The following is a 19,766-nucleotide window of genomic DNA, read 5'->3' on the forward strand; positions in this document are numbered from 1 at the left end:
GGCTTGCTTACTTGCGACGTGCCAGCAGGCGGTAGCTGCCGGTAGCGTTCGGATCGAAGCTGTGGGCGAACACGATGTAGCGGCCGGCTTCCAGTTCGATTTCCAGGTTCGGATCCAGACTGGAGTCGCTGTCGTCCTGCTGGGCGACTTCTTCACCATTGCGCATCACGGTGATCATGCCATCCAGGCTCGAGGAGCCGGCCGTCATGCTGATCACGTACTTGCCCTTGCGCGGAATCTCCAAGGTGTACATGTCACGGTTGCCGGCACGCAGCTGGCCTTGGACTTCGCGGCCGATCTTGAGCTCGGGGCGGATCGGACCGTCGGGGGCGGCTGCAGTGCTGGTAGCCAGCTGGAACACGCCGCCACGGCTGTTCACCGAGCGCACCGATACGTTGTACTCGCCCGCGTCCAGTACCTGGCTGATGCGCGAATTGACACCGCCGCCGCCATCATCGTCGCTCAGGGTGATGTCGCCGCCCTGCAGGGTGAGCATGGTGTCCAGATCCTTGCCGCTGGCGTCGAGTTGTACGCGGCGACGCTCCGGCAGGTTCAATACAAAGCTGCGGGTGTCGTCAGCACCGATGAAGCCGCTCACGGTGCCTTCCAGCGGCAGGCTGGTGCCGTCGTTGAAGACCAGGCCTTCCGGGAAATCAGCCTGCTCCACGCCCAGGTAGAACGCGCCGGAAGCTTCGCCCAGACCGCCGGCGGTCAGCGTGTAGCGGCCCGGCTGCAATGGAGCGACCAGGCGCGCATTGAGGTTGTTGCCGCCATCGTCATCTTCCAGATTCAGGCCGTTGCCGCTCAGCTCCAGACGCGAATCGAACTCGCTGGACTCCAGGTTGATGGTGTACAGGCCGGGCTTGTCGACCTGCAGGACGAAGGTCTTGTCGCCGTTGCTCAGCCAATCGGTGACCCGGCGGCCGGCGGTCAGCGGCTTGCCGTCATAGGCGACGATTGGTTCGGCCGACAGCTGGAACGGGCCGAACGCACGTGCGTCGGCGCCGCTGACGGCGACCAGGTATTGGCCGGCCTTGTCGGCGCGCATGCTCAGCGTGGTGCTGCCTTCGCTGCCGGCGTCGGTGCGCGAGACCAGGACATCACGATTGAACACGGCCAGGGCGCCCTTGAGCGCACCTTCCAGCTTCAGCGAAACCGCTTGGCCGGCGCCCATCTGCAACGAAAACAGCTGGCTGCGGGTGCCGTCGCTGTAGTTGACCGGGCTTGAAGAAGTGATTTCGCCGTTGACATCGCCATCGATGGCGAGGGGGCGGGCCGGGCCGGCGGCATACGCGGGGGCGTGCACGGCGGCGGCAATGGCAAGGGACAGCAGTCCGGCTGCAAGTCGCTTCACTTGAACTCCTTTAGGTGGGAAGCAGGGGTAGGTAAAGAACGGCCACGCTGCCTGCGGGGGCAGGCGGCGTGGCCGTGGGCCCAACACGCCGGCTGGCGAGTTGGGCGGTGTGGCTTATTGGATGACGGCGGCGGCTGCGTCGGCAGCAGCGCTGGCGGCCTCTTCGGCAGCATCCTTGCGATTACTGTTGGCTGGGGCCGCGACATCGCCGCCACCGAGGTCGGTGGTTTCCAGCTCGAATACGCCCTGCTGGCTGCCCAGGCTGGTGACCGCAACGATGTAGCGGCCGGCACGCAGGTTCAGGGTCAGCTGGGCGTTGGTGCCGTTGCCGCCGTCGTCGTTCTCTTCGTCGACGCCCGGACCGGTGATGTGCAGCACCGAATCGAAACCATCGGCGATGGCGTCGAACTGGATGTGCTTGGGTGCGTCCAGATTCAGTACGAAGGTGCGGCGGCCACGCGAATCCATCATCGATTGTGCGGTCTGGCCTACGGTCAGCGCAGTGCCGTCACGGGTAACCAGGCCATTCTCGGTTGGGGTCAGCTTGACGTTTAGCTTGAACGAGCCGGTGTTGCCATTCACCGAGGACGCGGCGACGGTGTACTCGCCCGGCTCCAGGTAGGTGCGGATGCGGGCGTTGAGGTTGCCGCCGTTGTCATCGTCTTCCAGTTCGACGTTGCGGCCGTTCAGGCGCAGGTAGGAGTCGAATGCGCTGGACTCCACGGTGATGGCGTACAGCCCGGCCTTGTCGACCTTCAGCTTGTACTCCTGCTTGTCACCCATCAGCCAGTCGGTGATCTCGCTTTCGGCGCCCAGCGGCTTGCCGTCATACGGCACGACCTTGGCGCTCTTGAGCTTGAACGGGCCAAACGCGTCGGCGCTGGCGCTGTTGACTGCGACCAGGTAGGTGCCGTCCTTGGGGGCGCGGAAGGCCAGGTTGACCGAGCTGGAGGAGTCGCCTTCACTCATGCCCGAAGAGGAGGCATTGGCAATCATGTTCTGGCCGTCGAACACCGCCAGCTGGCCGCTGAGCGAGCCACCCAGTTCCAGGGAGACGGCTTCGCCGTTCTTCATGGTGATCTTGTAGCCCTGGTGACGGCTGCCGTCGTTGTAGTTCAGGGTGCTGGACGAGGTGATTTCACCAGAGACCGTCTCTCCGACGGTCAGGTTCGAAGCCTTGTCACCGCCGGTGGGGGCAAGGCCGCCCAGCTTCTGGCAGGCAGCAAGTGCCAAGGTCAAGGTGATGGCTGCAAACAGGCGAGCGTGTCTGGCGTTCAAGCTTAGGTCCTTCATGGTCAGAAATGTCTCCTTTTCCCGTCTTTGCGGGTCAGGGGGCGATTCTAACGTTAAGTCGTGTCTATTCAGCGAGAACGTCTTCACGGCCCAAAGGCCCAATTCAGGAGTCGGCTGGATGCTAGAATTGTCAGCTTGTCTGCCTTACTAGACCGACCATGATCGAACTCAATCCCATCCGCCAGCGAATCACCGATCTCACCGATCGCGTGCTATCGCTCAGGGGGTATCTTTGACTACGACGTCAAGAAAGAACGTCTCGAAGAAGTAACCCGCGAACTCGAAAACCCGGACATCTGGAACAACCCGGAATACGCCCAGACCTTGGGCCGTGAGCGCTCGATGCTGGACAAGACCGTCACCGGTATTGCCAACGTATTGGACGGCTTGTCCGAAGCCACCGAGCTGCTTGAGCTTGCCGAAAGCGAGCAGGACGAAGACACCGCACTGGCCGTGGTGGCTGACTTGGACAAGTTCCAGGCGCACATCGAGAAGCTCGAGTTCCAGCGCATGTTCTCCGGCGAGATGGACAGCTGCAATGCGTTCGTCGATATCCAGGCCGGTGCCGGTGGTACCGAAGCTCAAGACTGGGCGGAAATCATGCTGCGCATGTACCTGCGCTGGTGTGAATCGCGCGGCTGGAAGACTGAGCTGATGGAAGTGTCCGGCGGCGACGTCGCTGGCATCAAATCTGCCACCTTCCGCGTCGAGGGCGAGTTCGCCTATGGCTGGCTGAAGACCGAGATCGGCGTGCACCGGCTGGTGCGCAAGTCGCCGTTCGACTCGGACAATCGCCGCCACACCAGCTTCACCTCGGTATTCGTGTCGCCGGAAGTCGATGACAACATCGAAATCGACATCAACCCGGCCGACCTGCGCACCGACGTGTACCGTTCCTCCGGTGCCGGTGGTCAGCACGTCAACAAGACCGAGTCGGCGGTGCGTATCACCCACATCCCGACCAACACCGTGGTGGCCTGTCAGATCGGCCGTAGTCAGCACCAGAACCGCGACACCGCGATGAAGATGCTGGCTGCCAAGCTCTATGAGCTGGAAGTGCAGAAGCGCAACAGCGAGCGTGACGCGCTGGAAGCGACCAAGTCCGACATCGGCTGGGGCAGCCAGATCCGCAACTACGTGCTCGACCAGAGCCGTATCAAGGACCTGCGCACCGGCGTTGAACGTACTGACACGCAGAAGGTGCTGGACGGCGACCTTGATGAGTTCATCGAGGCCAGCCTCAAGTCCGGCCTGCAGGCCGGCGCCAAGCGCATCGACGCTTGATCCGGGATGGCCCTGCACGGGCCATTCCCTTGTTGTACGGTGCGGTTTCACCAGACGGTGGCCGCGCCTGGTTATCTCCCCCAATTAGAAAACAAAGCCATGACCGAACAGACCCCTGAAACGCAGCAGCTCCCCGTCGACGAGAACAGCCTCATCGCCGAGCGCCGCGCGAAACTCACGGCGCTGCGCGGGCAGGGCATCGCCTACCCGAACGACTTCCGTCGCGAAGACTTCGCCGGCACGTTGCAGGCCGAGTACGCCGATGCCGAGGCCTGGACCAGCGAAGCGCTGGAAGCCACCGGCCGCACCGTGAAAATGGCCGGCCGTTTGATGGCCAAGCGCATCATGGGCAAGGCCAGCTTCGCCCAGATCCAGGACGAGAGCGGCCGCATCCAGCTGTTCCTGCAGGCCGCCGCACTGGGCGACATCTACGCCGCGTTCAAGGGCTGGGACGTGGGCGATATCATCGCCGTCGAAGGCGGCCTGACCCGTACCAAGACTGGCGAACTGTCGGTCAAGGCGACCAGCATCCGCTTGCTGACCAAGTCGCTGCGCCCGCTGCCGGACAAGTGGCATGGCCTGGCCGACGTCGAGCAGCGCTATCGCCAGCGCTACGTCGACCTGATCGTCACCCCGGAATCGCGCGACGTCTTCATCAAGCGCTCCAAGATCATCCGCGCCATGCGTGCATGGCTGGACAATCGCGACTTCCTCGAAGTCGAAACGCCGATGATGCATTACATCCCCGGCGGCGCCACGGCCAAGCCGTTCACCACCCACCACAACGCGCTGGATATGCAGTTGTACCTGCGCGTGGCGCCGGAGTTGTACTTGAAGCGTCTGGTGGTTGGCGGCCTTGAGCGCGTCTACGAAATCAACCGCAACTTCCGCAACGAAGGCGTCAGCACCCGCCACAATCCGGAATTCACCATGATGGAGTTGTACGAGGCCTACGCCACGTACAACGAAGTGATGGACCTGACCGAAGGCGTGATCCGCGATGTCGCGCAGAGCGTGCTCGGCACCACTTCGGTGGAATGGGATGGCGTGCAGATCGACCTGGCCCCGGCCTTCCGCCGCTGGCGCATGGACGAGGCGGTGCGTCACCACAACCCGGAAATCACCGCCGCGGACTGCACCGATCGTGATGCACTGCTGCGCCATTGCGAACGCCTGAAGATCCGCGTCAAGCCGAGCTACGGCTGGGGCAAGCTGCTGCTGGAGATCTTCGAGGCCACGGTCGAACACACCTTGATCCAGCCGACCTTCATCACCGATCACCCGGTCGAGGTCTCGCCGCTGGCCCGCGCCAGCGACAACGACGCCGGCTACACCGATCGTTTCGAACTGTTCGTCAACGGCAAGGAACTGGCCAATGGCTTCTCCGAGTTGAACGACCCGGAAGACCAGGCCGCGCGTTTCCAGGCCCAGGTTGAAGCCAAGGACGGTGGCGATGATGAAGCCATGCACTACGACGCTGACTACATCCGTGCGCTGGAATATGGCATGGCACCGACCGGTGGTCTGGGCATCGGCATCGACCGTCTGGTGATGATGCTGACCGGCCGCGCCTCGATCCGCGACGTACTGCTGTTCCCGTACATGCGCCCGGAAGCCTGATCCAAGGCGACCCGGTTGCAGCCGCAAGAACAAAGGCCTTCCCGTAACTGGGAAGGCCTTTTTGTTTCTGAAATGTAGTGCCGAGCCATGCTCGGCAGGGGCTTTACCAGCGAGAAGCTGCCCTCACCCCAACCCCTCTCCCGCACGCGGGAGAGGGGCTAAAGCCGTCGCGGCCCCAATCCTGTAGTGCCGAGCCATGCTCGGCAGGGGCTTTCCCGGTAGCGCCTCAGCCCAGCACAGCCCGCACGCCCAGATTGATCAACATGCCGCCAGCCAACAACCAGATGAACAACAACAAAGCCAACAACATCGGCTTGGCACCGGCCTGACGCAGCGCCGAAGCATGCGTGGTCAGGCCCAGCGCGGCCATCGCCATCGCCAGCAACACGGTGTCCAGATCCACCAATACCTTCACCACCTCAGCCGGCAGCAACTGCAGCGAGTTGAAACCGACCATCGCGATGAAGCCGAACGCAAACCACGGAATGGTGATCTTCGAACGTTCGCCATTGCCGCTGCTCTGGCCGCGGGCCAGCAAAGCAGACAGACCGACCAGGAACGGTGCCAGCATCATCACCCGCACCATCTTGGTGATGACAGCGGCATCGGCGGCAGGCTCACTGACCGCACGTCCAGCAGCCACCACCTGGGCGACCTCATGCACAGTAGAGCCGGTAAATACACCGAACGCCGTCTCATCCAACGGCATCCAGCCCGCCGACACGCCCCACTGATACAGCAGCGGGTACAGGAACATCGCGATCGTGCCGAACACCACCACCGTGGCCACGGCGACCGCTACCTGTTCGGCGCGGCCCTTGATCACTGGTTCGGCCGCCATCACCGCGGCGGCGCCACAGATCGAACTGCCGGCGCCGATCAGCAGCGCAGAGTTGCGGTCCATGCCCAGCAACCTGGTGCCCAGCCACCAGGCCAGGCCGAAGGTCGAGCACAGTACCAGCGCATCGATCGCCACGCCGGCAACGCCAACCTGGCCGATATCCTGCAGGGTCAGCCGCAGGCCATAGAGAATGATGCCGGCGCGCAGCAAGGTGGCCTTGGAGAAACCAACGCCAGCGTCGGCGCGGGTCGCAAGGCTGCGATAGACCGTGTTTCCGAGAACAATGCCGATGACGATGGCCAGAGTCAGCGCGCTGATGCCGTGGCTCTGCATCCACGGCAAGGTACCCAGCCAGATCGACAGGCCGGCGACTGCGGCCGTCAACAGCAGGCCGGGGAGACGGGAGAGGGGCATCGAGGTAAGCCCTTGGGTCGAGGTGTTCATAACGTTGGGTTATTAGAAGATAGCCCATGCTGCACCCAAGGTTATTACCTGTAAAACGGATAATATTGGTTGAATCAACCGATTTTAGAGATAGGTTATGCATCTCTCCCTGCGTCAGTTGCAGATCTTTTCCGGTATCGCCGAGGCCGGCACCACGACTGCGGCCGGTGAGCTGCTGGGCTTGTCGCAATCGGCGGTCAGTGCCGCCCTGGTCGAATTGGAGAGCCTGCTCGGGCTGGCTTTGTTCGATCGGATTGGGCGCCGGCTGGTGCTCAACGGCCACGGCAGAGCCTTGCTGCCGCAGGCGCGAGCGTTGTTGGCGGGTATGACCGATATCGAGCGTCGGTTCCGGGCCGACAGCCAGACCGGTGCGGCCGTGCGTTGGCAGGTGGGCGCCAGTACCACCATCGGCAACTACCTGATGCCGGCGCGGATAGCAGACCTGCAGGCCTCCAATCCGCATGCCCATGTGGAGCTGGTGATCGGCAATACCCGGGAAGTCACCAGCGCCGTGCAGCGGCTGGAAGTGGATGTCGGCTTGATTGAAGGGCCCAGCCACGAGCCGGGGCTGGAAGTGGCGCATTGGCAGCAGGACGAACTGGTGGTGGTGTTTGGCCAACGCCATCCGCTGGCGACGCAATTCAGTAAGGGAGCGGACCTGGCGATGTTGCGGCAGGCACGTTGGCTGCTGCGCGAACCCGGTTCAGGTACCCGTGAGGCCGCCGAGCATGCCTTGTTGCCGCATCTGCATGGGTTTGCCGAGGTGCTGCAGCTGGGCGGCACCGAGGCGATCAAGCAGGGCGCGGTCGCCGGGCTCGGCCTGGCCTGCCTGTCGCGGCACGCGGTGGCGGACCTGGTGACGCTGGGCAAGCTGAATGTGTTGGCGACGCCGTTGCCACCACTGCAGCGCCAATTGTGGGCGGTGCGCCACCCCGGCAAGCGCATTCCGGCCAGCCTGCGCCAGCTGCTCGGCCTGCCGGCGGGCGTGTTTAGCGACGATTGAGCGCGGTCGGCCGCCAGAGCCCGTACAATACGCCCATGCCTTTGATTACCTTGCAGAACGTCGACTACAGCGTCGGCGGCCCGTTGTTGCTGGAAAAAGCCGAACTGTCGATCGAGACTGGCGAGCGTATCGCCCTGATCGGCCGCAACGGCGCCGGCAAATCCACTCTCATGAAGCTGATGGCTGGCGAGCTCAAGCCCGATGACGGCGAGGTGCGCGTGCAGCAGGGCGTGCGCGTCACCCGGCTCGAGCAGGAAGTGCCGCATGGCGCTGCCGGCAGCGTGTTCGACGTGGTCGCCGATGGCCTTGGCGAACTCGGCCATTGGCTGGCCGAGTTCCACCGCCTGAGCCACGCCGAGGTCTTCGATGGCGAGGCCATGGGCAATGTGCAGGCCAAGATCGATGCCGCCGATGGCTGGGGTCTGGATCAGCGTGTCGAGGAAACCCTGACCAAACTCGACCTGGATGGCGATGCCGAATTCGGCCGTCTGTCCGGCGGCATGAAGCGCCGCGTGCTGCTGGCGCGTGCGCTGGTCGCTGGCCCGGACGTGCTGCTGCTCGACGAGCCGACCAACCATCTGGACATCGAAGCCATCGATTGGCTGGAAACCTTCCTCAAGGGCTGGAACGGCTGCGTGGTGTTCGTCACCCATGACCGCCGCTTCCTGCGTGCCCTGGCCACCCGCATCGTCGAGATCGATCGCGGCCAGGTAACCAGCTGGCCGGGTGACTGGGACAACTACGAGCGCCGCCGCGAAGAGCGCCTCAACGCGCAGGCCCAGGAAAACGCCCGCTTCGACAAGCTGCTGGCGCAGGAAGAAGTCTGGATCCGCCAAGGCATCAAGGCGCGCCGTACCCGCGACGAAGGTCGTGTACGCCGGCTCAAGGCGATGCGCAACGAGCGCAGCCAGCGCCGTGAGCTCGGTGGCAACGTCAAGCTGGAAGCGGCCGGTGCCGAGAACTCCGGCAAGAAGGTCATCGACATCAAGAACATCTCCTTCTCGTTCGGCGAGCGGGTGATGGTCAAGGATTTCGAAACCACCATCCTGCGCGGTGACCGTATCGGCCTGATCGGCCCCAACGGCAGCGGCAAGACCACCTTGCTGAAGCTGCTGCTGGGCGAACTGCAGCCGGACAGCGGTGAAGTGCGCCAGGGTACCAACCTGCAGATCGCCTATTTCGACCAGTACCGCGCCACCCTGCGCGAAGACTGGAGTGCGATCGAGAACGTGGCCGAAGGCGCGGACTTCATCGATCTCAACGGCAAGCGCAAGCATGTGCATGCCTACCTGCAGGACTTCCTGTTCACCCCGGAACGCGCACGCGCGCCGATCACCCGCCTGTCCGGTGGCGAGCGCAACCGTCTGCTGCTGGCCAAGCTGTTTGCGCAGCCGTCCAATCTACTGGTGATGGACGAACCGACCAACGACCTGGATGTGGAAACCCTGGAGCTGCTGGAAGAACTGCTGGCCGACTACACCGGCACCTTGCTGCTGGTCAGTCATGACCGTGACTTCCTCGACAACGTGGTGACCTCCACGCTGGTGCTGGAAGGCGAGGGCAGGGTAGGCGATTACATCGGCGGCTACAGCGACTCGCTGCGCCAGCGCCCGGCACCGACCCAGACCGCGATGGCGGTGGCCAAGGCTTCGGCGACGGCGGCACCTACAGCTGCGCCTGCCGCTCCGGTGGCCGATGCCGCGCCCAAGCGCAAGCTCAGCTTCAAGGACGCGCGCGAACTGGAGCAGCTGCCGGCCAAGATCGAAAGGCTGGAACTGGATGTGGAAGGCCTGACGTCGGCGATGAATGACCCCTCGTTCTATACCCGTTCCAGTGCCGAAGTCACTGCGCACACGGCGCAGCTGACCAAGGTGCAGGCCGAGCTGGATGCCGCCTACGCCCGTTGGCAGGAACTGGACGCCTGAGCCGGGTCTGACGGTCTACGCCTTGCTTCACCTGCCGTCCTCGCAGAGGACGGCAGGATGGTGTCCATGGATGCTGCGAGGTGATGATGAAAAGGCCGTTTGAGATTGAGCGTATCGATCACGTGGTGTTCCGGGTCCGCGACCTGGAGCGCAGCATTGCTTTCTATTCAACGGTGCTGGGCTGCGAGGTGGTGCGACGACGCGACCATCTTGGTTTGGTGCATCTGCGTGCCGGCGCGTCGATGATCGACCTGATCAGTCTGGATGGTAGCTTGGGTGTGCGCGGTGGTGCCGGGCCGGGGTTGGAAGCGCGTAATGTTGATCATCTGTGCCTGCGCGTCGAGCCTTTCGATGAGGCCAGCTTGGTGGCATATCTTTCCTTGCATGGCGCAACGCCGTTGGCGGCAGCCGAAGTGAACTTTGGCGCTGAAGGGGATGGGCTGTCGCTGTATTTCAGAGATCCGGATGGCAACACCATTGAATTGAAGGGGCCGGTTTCGGTGGCGGTCGGCTGATGCTCTGCTCCCTCCCTTGCGCCGTGGGCGTAGGGGAGGGTTGGGGAGGGGTGCTTTGAGCTGTTGATCTTCGGATTTTCGGCCTACAGCTGCAGCGCTGATTGGTTGCTGGGAAGGCTCCTGCCGAGCATGGCTCGGCACTACGCTCCCTCCCTTGCACCGCAGGTGCAGGGGAGGGCAGGGAGGGGTGCTCTTAGGCACGAGCTAGCGCTTGCGGCCCAACCACGCTCCGCGCATGCTCATGCCATTCAACAAGAGCAGCAGCCATGCACCGCAGACTCAATACGCTCCTGCTGCTCGCAACCGCTTTCGCCTTACCGGCCTACGCCGAAGTCAAAGACGCCACACCCGGTGGCTTCACCGTCGAAAACAGTGTCCTGATCGCAGCCGCGCCTAAGCGTGTGTGGCGGGCGATGACCGCCGATATCGACCTTTGGTGGCCAAAAGACCACAGTTGGTGGGGCAAGGGTGCAACGCTGTCCATCGATGCCCGCGCCGGTGGCTGTTTCTGCGAGATCGTAGGCGCGCAGCAGGCACAGCATCTGCAGGTCGTGTTCGTAGATCCGGAGAAAATCCTGCGCATGACTGGCGGGCTGGGGCCGATGCAGGGCATGGGTCTGCACGGTGTCGCCGAATGGACCCTGCAGGCAGAAGGCACTTCAACCCGGGTAAGTTGGCGCTACCGCGCAGGCGGTTACAGCCCCGATGATCTCAGCGCCCTGGCGCCAGTGGTGGACAAGGTCCAGGCGCAACAGCTGGACGGCCTGGCGCGCTGGCTGCAGGCCGCCCGCTGAGGGTTACTCTTCTTCGTCGCCAGCTGCTTCCTCACCGCCACCCGGTAGTTCCAGGAAGGCCCAGAACGCCACCTTGTCCTCGGCCCAGCTGGCCGAGGCTTCGGACAGCACGTCCAGCAAGGTATCGAAGTCAGCCGGGCTGCCTTGGCGCAGGTCGTTTGCATCGCTGAACAACAACGCATAGCCGTTGGCCGGCAGCCAGGACAGGTCACGCAATCCATCGGACAGCGCATCCCAGTTGCGGCTCCGGCCGGTCGGGAAGTCGAGCTGGGTGCCAAGGCGCATCAGCAAGGTGCGCTTGTCGGTGCAGCCTTCCAGGTCGATGCGGCACACGCGCAGTCCGGCATCGCGTGCTACCGCCGCCAAACCGCCGAGGTCGCCGTCGCCAACACCGTAGACGCCGGCCTGGCTGACGTCTTCCAGGCCCATATCAAAACCGCTGTCACTCATGGCGTACTCCTGGCGGGGACTTCAAAGCTGCGGAAGCTCTCGTAATGGTCGTCGGTGTAATACCAAGCATCCGGCGGGTCGCCGCCGGTGACGATGCGCTTGGCGCCACGATGGCTCAGTCCCGGCGTATCCACGGTGTACTCGCGGTAATACCCGCGCGGCCGCTGCGGTAGCTGGCGCTCGCGGTTGCCGAAGGTGCTGCCATCCTGGCGGTGCGGGTGGGGGCCGCCGCGCTGGATCAGGGCGATGGTCTCGCGTGCCTCGGGCGGCAGGAAGGCCGGAAGCGGGTCCTTGCTCTGTTCCTCAGCGCGTGCGGCTTGGCTGGTCCCCGCCGATGCGGGCAAGTCCTGCGAAAGCGACGGCGCGAACTGCGGAGGCGCAGGTTGCTGCAGCACGCGCATGCCCCACAGTCCCCCGATGAGCAGAACGATGGCGACAACAAGGAGCAGAGGCTTACGCATGGGCAGTAGGAGGATTCCGAAACAAGCGACGATTATCACGCCATGACAGCGTGTTTGTTGAACAGATGGTTCAGTACGTTGGCTTCACGCAACAGTAACAACGGTCGCGCAGATCGTGCATGCACTGTCCAGCGCCCGCGTGCGGGACAAAGTTTCCTTTACGACACCCTTGGTAAGTTGCTGCTTCGTCCCTACCATTGATAGCGCACCGTCTGGTTTTTCGACCAGACACAGAAACCGGCTATCCAAAGGAGATCCCTCATGGCTTACACCCTGCCCAAGCTGCCTTACGCCTACGACGCCCTGGAACCGCATATCGATGCGGCCACGATGGAGATCCACCACAGCAAGCACCACCAGACCTACATCAACAACGTCAATGCTGCGCTGGAAGGCACCGAGTACGCCGACCTGCCGGTTGATGAGCTGGTGAAGAAGACCAAGTCGCTGCCGGAAAACCTGCAGGGTCCGGTGCGCAACAACGGTGGCGGCCATGCCAACCATTCCCTGTTCTGGACCGTGATGTCGCCCAACGGCGGCGGCCAGCCGGTCGGTGACGTCGGCAAGGCGATCGAATCGCAGCTGGGCGGTTTCGAGAAGTTCAAGGACGCCTTCACCAAAGCCGCGCTGACCCGTTTCGGCAGCGGCTGGGCGTGGCTGAGCGTGACCCCGGACAAGAAGGTTGTCGTCGAGTCCTCGGCCAACCAGGACAGCCCGCTGATGGACGGCAACACCCCCATCCTGGCGCTGGACGTTTGGGAACACGCCTACTACCTGAAGTACCAGAACCGTCGCCCGGAATACATCGGCGCGTTCTTCAACGTGGTCGACTGGAACGAAGTCGAGCGTCGTTACCAGGAAGCGATTGCCTGATAGCGGTGACATGAAGCGGCTGTTCCGGTTGAGACGGCCGCTCCAGCAAAGGCCGGGCATTGCCCGGCCTTTGCCGTTGCTGGCGCCCCAAACCCCATGTTGGGGAGCGGCGTCAGCCGCGAAGCTGGTGCAACATCAGATTGCAAGGATGCCCGCAACTACGGCAACGCCAGCTTCGCGGGCACAGGGCAAACGCAGGCTGGCAGGCTCTTGTAGGAGCGGCGTCAGCCGCGAAGCACACACATCATCGGAGTGCATGTGTGCCCGCAGCTCCACCCACCCCAGCTTCGCGGCTGACGCCGCTCTCACAAACGACTGCAGGCAACTGCCGCCTCAGGGCTGCTCAGCGTCCTCAGTTACGGGGATGCGGGTGATACGCAACGTTGCCATCATGCCCAGCGGTTCGGGGGTGGGTTGCGTTTCGCTGGCTGGTAATTGGATCGCCTGCTGGGTGATGTCTGCGAAGCTGCGGACCTGGTACAGCACGTCCAGCCCGTGTTGGGCGTCGGCTGCGAGGCGGGCATCACCACGGCGATTGGACGGATTCCTGCGTGCCGGCTGATAACCGGGCAGTTGCCGAACCAGTTCCTCGGTGGGCGCGGCAAAGTTGCCGATGATCAGTGACGGCAGGCCTTCGGCGGTGGCATCCATCCAGGAGCGCAGATCTGCCGCCTGGTGTCCGCGCGCCACCGGGCTGTTGTCGCTGGGGCACATGCTGGCCGCATAGATGTTCAGTTGGGTCTGCTGCAGCTGCAGGCGCTGCATGCCGGCCGCGGTCGGGGCGTCATCTCCGTGCAGCAGGGTGATGCCATCCTGCTGTGCCTGCAGGCGGGTCAACACCGCATTGCCGCGGCGCACCGGCTGGCTGGGGCGATCGGCACTGATGAAATCGCAGCTGTATTTGAGGCGGCTGCCCAGCCAGCACGCAGGGTTGGGGGTGTTGGCCAGCTGGCGCACATCCTGCACCACGATCACGTCAGGACGCAGGTCTTCCATCAGCGCGGCGATCCGGTCGCGCTGGCCGGTCCAGATTTCGCCGCTGTCGGGCAGGCGCAGGTTGGCGATCTTGATGACCGGAATTACCGGCTCAGCCATGACACCAAATGACAGGACAAGCAGTCCAAAACAGCCCCAGCGCAGCATTGCAACGCCTCAAGATGAGGGGCTGTCATCCTAATGCTTTCCGCGTAGAAGGGGCGTGCAGGCGGCTGTAATAGGGTTTTGCTGGTGTGGGCGGTAGGTGTTTTACCTGTTGGATCCAGTCTGGCGGGCAGCGTGATGCGTTACGCTTGCAACCTTTGTATTCACGGATCGCCCGCAGATGACGACCAACGACGTGGCAGCAGCCCCGAACCCCAAGGCAAAAATGCCGCGCCAGATCGGCTACATCATCGGTAACGAGGCGTGCGAACGCTTCAGTTTCTACGGGATGCGCAACATCCTGGTGCAGTTCCTGATCACCTCGCTGCTGTTGCAGGAGATCACCGCCGAAGGCCGTGCAGGCGAAGCCAAGGACATCATGCACAGCTTCATGATCGGCGTGTATTTCTTCCCGCTGCTCGGTGGCTGGCTGGCAGACCGCTTTTTCGGCAAGTACCACACCATTCTCTGGTTCAGCCTGATCTACTGCGTCGGCCATCTGTGCCTGGCGCTGTTCGAGGGCAACCGCCAAGGCTTCTTCCTGGGCTTGGGGCTGATCGCCTTGGGTGCAGGTGGCATCAAGCCGCTGGTGGCGTCGTTCATGGGCGACCAGTTCGACCAGGGCAACAAGCATCTGGCCAAGATCGTGTTTGACGCGTTCTACTGGATCATCAATTTCGGCTCGCTGTTCGCCTCGCTGCTGATTCCGCTGGCGCTGAAGAACCTCGGCCCACAGTGGGCATTCGGCATCCCCGGCATCCTGATGTTCGTGGCCACCTTCGTGTTCTGGCTGGGCCGCAAGCGCTATGTGCTGGTGCCGCTGCCGCCCAAGGACCCGCATTCCTTCGCCAACGTGATCCGCACCGCGCTGCTGGCACAGGCGCCTGGCCAGGGCCGCATGGGTCTGGTGGTGGCGGTGCTCGGCGTGCTGCTGGCGCTGGCTTCGTTCGCGTTGGTGCCCAGTTTGGGCATCGTGATCTGCCTGTGTCTGGCGCTGGTCTCGGTGCTGGCCGGTATTGGCGGCGGCACCATGCTGCAGCTGGACCGCGCCCGTGGCGTGCACCCGGAGGCGGCTGTTGAAGGCGTACGTTCGGTAATGAAGGTGCTGGTGATCTTCGCCCTGACCACGCCGTTCTTCTCGCTGTTCGACCAGAAAGCCTCGACCTGGGTGCTGCAGGGCCAGCAGATGAGCATGCCCAGCTGGTTCACCGCTTCGCAGATGCAGGCACTCAACCCGCTGCTGGTGATGATCCTGATCCCGTTCAACAATCTGGTGCTGTACCCGGCGCTGCGTCGCTTCGGCTTCGAGCCGACCGCGCTGCGGCGGATGACCGCCGGTATTGCCTTCAGCGGCCTGGCCTGGATCGTGGTGGGTGGCATCCAGGTGGTCATGGACGGCGGCGATGCGATGTCGATCTTCTGGCAGGTGCTGCCGTATGCGCTGCTGACTTTCGGTGAAGTGCTGGTCTCGGCGACCGGTCTGGAATTTGCCTACAGCCAGGCACCGGCATCCATGAAGGGTGTGGTGATGAGCTTCTGGAACCTGACCACCACCATCGGTAACCTGTGGGTGCTGCTGTCCAATGCGGCGGTGCGCAACCACGCGGTCACCGACCGCATTGCCAGTACCGGCTTGAGTGAAACGGCGTTCCTGATGTTCTTCTTTGCCGGCTTCGCCTTCATCGCGGCGCTGGCATTTGGCATCTATGCACGCCGTTACAAGATGGTCGACAACTACCGGGCGGTTTGAACATGCAAGGACCGATAACCCTGATCCTGATCGCCGTCACCGCCCTGGTGTCGTGGATGGCGTTCAATAACCGCAAGTTGGCTGACCGGCTGATCCTGTGGCCGCCGGCGATCGACAAGCACAAGCAGTACGACCGGCTGGTGACCTATGGGTTCATCCATGCCGATTTCGGCCACCTGTTGTTCAACATGGTGACCTTGTACTTCTTCGGCCGCTCGATCGAAGTCATCATGCTCGGCATCACCGGGCAGTGGTGGGTCTACCCGCTGTTCTATCTGGCGGCGCTGGTGGTGTCGATCCTGCCGACTTACCTGAAGAACCAGAAGAACCCGAACTATCTGAGCCTGGGTGCTTCAGGGGCGGTGTCGGCGGTGCTGTTTGCCTACATCCTGATCGCGCCTTGGAAGCTGATCCTGGTGATGTTCATCCCGGCCCCGGCCATCGTCTACGCTGCGTTCTACGTCGGTTACAGCATCTGGATGGACAAGAAGGGCGGGGACAACGTCAATCACAGCGCACACCTGGCCGGTGCCGCATTCGGTGTGATGTTCATGCTGATCATGGAGCCGGAGCTGCTGCAGCACTTCCTGCAGAGTCTGATGAATCCTACTTTCCGCTTCTGATCGGCGGAAAGGGAGCTGGGGGCTGTATCGCCCCGCATGCCAGGGGCCGCGCGCATCGTGTCGACGCGGCCCCTTTTCGTTCATGGCAGCTGCGCCTTGGGCGCGCCGCGTGCGTGAACGCTGGTGGCTGGCTCAGGCAGCGTAGCTGTCGAGCAGGCGCGAATAGACTTCGCTGTCGATCTTCTTGAATTCCCAGCCGTCGGTGTCGCCGGCGACGGCTAGCTGGAACAGGCCCTCCAGCAGGGTGGAGTCATGGTCGTTGGACGGGATCTGCATCGTGCGGTCGTTGTCGAACATGAGACGCCTCGCCTGCTATCGGTTGTTTGCAGGTGTATGGAGCAAATCCCATGCCAGCTTTTGGGGCACAGTCCATGCTTTGATTGCGGTGGCGCTGACGGCGTCGATGTCGGAAAGTGACGTAAAGCGGCGCTTCTGTCTGATCGGCCGCGTCATCACGCCGCTTTCATCGAATCCACCGCGTTGCGCAGGAGTAGCCATGAACTTGAACAAACCGTCGGTCCCGGGCATCGAACATGATGCAGCTGCAAGCCGCTTCCAGATCCAGGTCGATGGCCAGCTCGCCGTGCTGGACTACGAGCTGGACGATGGCGTCATGGTCATTACCCATACCGGAGTGCCCGAAGCCATTGGCGGCCGTGGCATTGCCGCAGCATTGACCCGCTTCGCGCTGGAGCATGCTCGTGCGGCTGGCTGGAAGGTGATACCGGCCTGCGCTTATGCCGCCGTTTTCATGCAACGTCATGGCGAATATGCGGACCTGCTGGGATAATTCGCTGGCATGGCCAAGCCCGACCGGGCGGCCGCACACACCTCCAAGGGATCAAAGGGCATGAACAGGTTGGTACGGGGATCGTCTGCCGCAGCGGTATTGCTGCTGGCATTGGCTGGTTGCAAGCAGGATGAGCAAGGTGCGCCGGTCGCACCGGCCGCGGAACCGGTGCAGGCACCGGTTGCGGTCGCACCTGCGGCAGCTGATCTGCGCGATGTGATTGAGAACACCCCAAGCTATGTCATTGGTATCAGCTACCCGCCGGCAGCCGCCAAGTATCCGGGCCTGGCCAATGCGCTGAGCGACTATGCAGGCCACGCCAAGGCCGACCTGTTGAAGTCGGTCGCCGAACTCGGCAACGACAAGCCCACCGCGCCGTATGAGTTGTCACTGGCCTTCGACATGCTGGTGGAGTCGCCGGCGGTGGTTGCTGTGTCCGCCGATGGCAGCAGCTATACCGGTGGTGCCCACGGCCAGCCGTTGGTAGCCCGTTTTGTCTGGCTGCCAGAGCAGCAGCAGTTGCTCAAGGCAGAAGACCTGATTACCTCGGCCAAGGGCTGGCAGGCGATCAGTGATTTCACCGAGGACAAGCTGCTGGAGCAGGCTATGGTGCGCGCCCAGGGCGAGGACATGTCGCCGGAGGAGCAGCAGGCCCAGGTCCGTAATCTGTCCAAGATGATCGACGAAGGCACCACGGCCGACGCCACCAACTTCGGTCAGTTCCAGCCGGTGCTGGACGCGGCTGGCAAGATTTCGGCGCTGCGGTTCGTGTTCCCGCCCTATCAGGTGGGACCGTATTCGGATGGCACGCAGACGGTGGATGTGCCGGCGGCGGTGCTGTTGCCGCATGTGGTGGCGGCTTACCAGGGGCTGTTCGCGCACCCCTGAAACACAGGAGGTCAGTGATGGATGCAGGGCTGCAACGACGTGTGGAAGCACTGCTGCAGGAGGCCGATATCACCCCGGGTGGTGATAGGCCGCAGGACCTGGACATCCTGGACCCGCGCTTCTATGCGCGGGTGCTGGCCGACGGCTCGCTGGGTCTGGGCGAGAGCTATATGGAGGGATGGTGGCAGGCACATTCGCTGGATGGCCTGCTCACCCACCTGCTCGACGCGCGGCTTGATGAGCGCGTGCATGGTGGTGGCGAGGTCTGGGATGCGCTAAAGGCAAAGCTGTTCAACCTGCAGAGCGGGCAGGGCAGCTACGAGGTAGGCAAACGCCACTACGACCTCGGCAACGACCTATACCGGGCCATGCTCGGCAAGCGGCTGGTCTACAGCTGCGGCTACTGGCGCAATGCAGCGAATCTCGATGACGCGCAGGAAGCCAAGCTGGAACTGATCTGCCGCAAGCTTGGCCTGCAACCGGGCATGCGTGTGCTGGATATCGGTTGTGGCTGGGGCGAGGCACTCAAGTTCGCCGCCGAGCGCTATGGCGTGCAGGGCGTTGGGGTGACCATTTCGCAGGAGCAGGCGGAGTTTGCCCGCCAGCTATGCGCCGGGCTGCCGGTAGAGATACGCCTGCAGGACTACCGCGAGCTGGACGAGCACTTCGACGCCGTGTTTTCGGTGGGCATGTTCGAGCATGTCGGGGTCAAGAACTACCGCAGCTACTTCGAGGTTGCCCGGCGCTGCCTGGGCGAGCAGGGCTTGTTCCTGTTGCACAGCATCGGCACCAACGTCAGTCGCGACCGCACTGATCCGTGGATCGCCAAGTACATCTTCCCCAACTCCATGCTGCCTTCGGCTGCGCAGATCACCCACGCGATGGAAGGGCTGTTTGTGCTGGAGGACTGGCATAACTTCGGCACCGACTACGACCGCACCCTGCGGGCTTGGCGTGACAACGTCGAAGCGGCTTGGGAGCAGTTGGACGCCCGCTACGACGAACGCTTCCGGCGCATGTGGCGTTTCTACCTGGCGGCTTCGATGGCGACCTTCCGTACCCGCCACTCGCAGCTCTGGCAATTGCTGCTGTCGCCGCGCGGGGTTCGAGAGGGTTATCTGGCGCCACGCTGAACATGGAACGCTGTAACCGCAAAACTGTTTTATAAGTTTATATTACATATGTGTATTATCTGCCTCATTCTAGGATGAGCCGGATAGCCCATGAGCAGCTTCGACGCGACCGAAACCCGGATTGATGCCACCTGCGCCCGCTGGCCTGGATTCCCGCGTGAACCGGCCGTGCTGGTGCGCCTGGTCAAAGGCATCTACAAGACGGTCCACGACCGCGCCAACGCCGTGTTGCGTGATTTCGACCTCAGTCACGCTGAGTACAACATCCTGATGATGTTGTACGGCACGCCGGATCATCCGCTGACCCCGTCGGAGCTGGCCGAGGCCGCCACCGAGAAGTCGGCCAACATCACCCGGCTCACCGACCAGTTATGCAGCAAGGGCCTGTTGGAGCGTATTCCCGATACCAATGACCGGCGCAAATTGGGCCTGCACCTGACCGCTTCCGGTCTTGCCTGCATACAGAGCCTGTTGCCAAAGATGGCGGAGCTGTTGGTCATGCAGGTGCAAGGTCTGGATGAGGGTGAGCAGCACCAGCTCGAACGCCTGCTGAAAAAGATGCTGGACGGCATCGAGGCGAGCTGA

General features: G+C 63.0%; 20 protein-coding genes. 13 read left to right on the forward strand and 7 right to left on the reverse strand.

Annotated elements, in window-relative coordinates:
* Nucleotides 1-7 precede the first annotated feature (7 nt).
* Nucleotides 8-1,354, reverse strand: a complete 1,347-nt coding sequence (locus ACVOK8_RS09660; RefSeq protein ID WP_481566613.1) for an ABC transporter substrate-binding protein — start codon at nucleotides 1,352-1,354, stop codon at nucleotides 8-10.
* Nucleotides 1,355-1,468: 114 nt separating this feature from the next.
* The gene (locus ACVOK8_RS09665; RefSeq protein ID WP_481566614.1) at nucleotides 1,469-2,647 is read right to left on the reverse strand and encodes a pre-peptidase C-terminal domain-containing protein; all 1,179 of its coding nucleotides are present in this window, start codon (nucleotides 2,645-2,647) and stop codon (nucleotides 1,469-1,471) included.
* Between the two features lie 158 nt (nucleotides 2,648-2,805).
* On the opposite strand from ACVOK8_RS09665, the gene prfB reads away from it, so the two are divergent.
* Nucleotides 2,806-3,931 (forward strand): peptide chain release factor 2 gene (gene prfB / locus ACVOK8_RS09670; protein ID WP_481566615.1). Its coding sequence is split into 2 segments (ribosomal slippage): nucleotides 2,806-2,880 and nucleotides 2,882-3,931, totalling 1,125 coding nucleotides; the frame shifts between segments, so codons are not numbered across the junction.
* 99 nt (nucleotides 3,932-4,030) lie between these two features.
* Nucleotides 4,031-5,551 carry a lysine--tRNA ligase gene (gene lysS, locus ACVOK8_RS09675; RefSeq protein ID WP_481566616.1) on the forward strand — a complete coding sequence of 507 codons (1,521 nt, stop codon included), beginning with the start codon at nucleotides 4,031-4,033 and terminating at the stop codon, nucleotides 5,549-5,551.
* 226 nt (nucleotides 5,552-5,777) lie between these two features.
* Here lysS and ACVOK8_RS09680 read toward each other — a convergent pair whose 3' ends face one another.
* Nucleotides 5,778-6,806, reverse strand: a complete 1,029-nt coding sequence (locus ACVOK8_RS09680) for a YeiH family protein (protein ID WP_481566617.1) — start codon at nucleotides 6,804-6,806, stop codon at nucleotides 5,778-5,780.
* Nucleotides 6,807-6,933: 127 nt separating this feature from the next.
* Between ACVOK8_RS09680 and ACVOK8_RS09685 the strand changes: the two genes are divergently transcribed.
* The 4 genes from ACVOK8_RS09685 to ACVOK8_RS09700 all read left to right on the forward strand — a co-directional run bounded on the left by ACVOK8_RS09685 (nucleotide 6,934) and on the right by ACVOK8_RS09700 (nucleotide 11,073).
* Complete coding sequence (locus ACVOK8_RS09685; protein WP_481566618.1) at nucleotides 6,934-7,839, forward strand: LysR family transcriptional regulator; 906 nt, start codon at nucleotides 6,934-6,936, stop codon at nucleotides 7,837-7,839.
* A 35-nt stretch (nucleotides 7,840-7,874) separates the two neighbouring features.
* Nucleotides 7,875-9,764: an ATP-binding cassette domain-containing protein gene (locus ACVOK8_RS09690; RefSeq protein ID WP_481566619.1), complete on the forward strand. Its 1,890-nt coding sequence runs from the start codon at nucleotides 7,875-7,877 to the stop codon at nucleotides 9,762-9,764.
* Nucleotides 9,765-9,850: 86 nt separating this feature from the next.
* Nucleotides 9,851-10,279 (forward strand): VOC family protein, encoded by a 429-nt coding sequence (locus tag ACVOK8_RS09695; protein WP_481566620.1) that lies wholly within the window; start codon nucleotides 9,851-9,853, stop codon nucleotides 10,277-10,279.
* 266 nt (nucleotides 10,280-10,545) lie between these two features.
* On the forward strand, nucleotides 10,546-11,073 hold the full coding sequence (locus tag ACVOK8_RS09700) for an SRPBCC family protein (protein WP_481566621.1): 528 nt from the start codon (nucleotides 10,546-10,548) through the stop codon (nucleotides 11,071-11,073).
* Nucleotides 11,074-11,076: 3 nt separating this feature from the next.
* Here the strand turns inward: ACVOK8_RS09700 and ACVOK8_RS09705 are convergent, their stop codons facing one another.
* The gene (locus ACVOK8_RS09705) at nucleotides 11,077-11,523 is read right to left on the reverse strand and encodes a barstar family protein (RefSeq protein ID WP_481566622.1); all 447 of its coding nucleotides are present in this window, start codon (nucleotides 11,521-11,523) and stop codon (nucleotides 11,077-11,079) included.
* Complete coding sequence (locus ACVOK8_RS09710) at nucleotides 11,520-11,984, reverse strand: guanyl-specific ribonuclease (RefSeq protein WP_481566623.1); 465 nt, start codon at nucleotides 11,982-11,984, stop codon at nucleotides 11,520-11,522. Before ACVOK8_RS09710 ends, ACVOK8_RS09705 begins: the two co-directional genes overlap by 4 nt.
* Before the next feature lie 261 nt (nucleotides 11,985-12,245).
* On the opposite strand from ACVOK8_RS09710, the gene ACVOK8_RS09715 reads away from it, so the two are divergent.
* Nucleotides 12,246-12,857 (forward strand): superoxide dismutase, encoded by a 612-nt coding sequence (locus tag ACVOK8_RS09715; RefSeq protein WP_481566624.1) that lies wholly within the window; start codon nucleotides 12,246-12,248, stop codon nucleotides 12,855-12,857.
* Between the two features lie 333 nt (nucleotides 12,858-13,190).
* On the opposite strand, the gene ACVOK8_RS09720 is transcribed toward ACVOK8_RS09715, so the two are convergent.
* Nucleotides 13,191-13,952, reverse strand: coding sequence for an endonuclease/exonuclease/phosphatase family protein (locus ACVOK8_RS09720; RefSeq protein WP_481566625.1), 762 nt, complete (start codon nucleotides 13,950-13,952; stop codon nucleotides 13,191-13,193).
* Between the two features lie 226 nt (nucleotides 13,953-14,178).
* On the opposite strand from ACVOK8_RS09720, the gene ACVOK8_RS09725 reads away from it, so the two are divergent.
* Both ACVOK8_RS09725 and ACVOK8_RS09730 read left to right on the forward strand, forming a co-directional pair.
* Entirely contained in the window at nucleotides 14,179-15,747 is a 1,569-nt protein-coding gene (locus tag ACVOK8_RS09725) for a POT-type proton-dependent oligopeptide transporter (RefSeq protein ID WP_481566626.1), read from the forward strand.
* A 2-nt stretch (nucleotides 15,748-15,749) separates the two neighbouring features.
* A complete protein-coding gene (locus tag ACVOK8_RS09730; protein WP_481566627.1) occupies nucleotides 15,750-16,370 on the forward strand; it encodes a rhomboid family intramembrane serine protease in 621 nt (206 codons plus the stop codon).
* A gap of 132 nt (nucleotides 16,371-16,502) precedes the next feature.
* Here ACVOK8_RS09730 and ACVOK8_RS09735 read toward each other — a convergent pair whose 3' ends face one another.
* Complete coding sequence (locus tag ACVOK8_RS09735; protein ID WP_481546359.1) at nucleotides 16,503-16,667, reverse strand: hypothetical protein; 165 nt, start codon at nucleotides 16,665-16,667, stop codon at nucleotides 16,503-16,505.
* Between the two features lie 199 nt (nucleotides 16,668-16,866).
* Between ACVOK8_RS09735 and ACVOK8_RS09740 the strand changes: the two genes are divergently transcribed.
* From ACVOK8_RS09740 to ACVOK8_RS09755, 4 genes are all read left to right on the forward strand, one after another.
* Nucleotides 16,867-17,160: a GNAT family N-acetyltransferase gene (locus ACVOK8_RS09740; RefSeq protein ID WP_481566628.1), complete on the forward strand. Its 294-nt coding sequence runs from the start codon at nucleotides 16,867-16,869 to the stop codon at nucleotides 17,158-17,160.
* Nucleotides 17,161-17,220: 60 nt separating this feature from the next.
* Nucleotides 17,221-18,048, forward strand: a complete 828-nt coding sequence (locus tag ACVOK8_RS09745; RefSeq protein ID WP_481566629.1) for a DUF3298 and DUF4163 domain-containing protein — start codon at nucleotides 17,221-17,223, stop codon at nucleotides 18,046-18,048.
* A gap of 17 nt (nucleotides 18,049-18,065) precedes the next feature.
* Nucleotides 18,066-19,181, forward strand: a complete 1,116-nt coding sequence (cfa, locus tag ACVOK8_RS09750; RefSeq protein WP_481566630.1) for a cyclopropane fatty acyl phospholipid synthase — start codon at nucleotides 18,066-18,068, stop codon at nucleotides 19,179-19,181.
* A gap of 90 nt (nucleotides 19,182-19,271) precedes the next feature.
* Nucleotides 19,272-19,766, forward strand: a complete 495-nt coding sequence (locus ACVOK8_RS09755; protein WP_481566631.1) for a MarR family winged helix-turn-helix transcriptional regulator — start codon at nucleotides 19,272-19,274, stop codon at nucleotides 19,764-19,766.

Source organism: Stenotrophomonas sp. STEN083, from assembly GCF_056759195.1.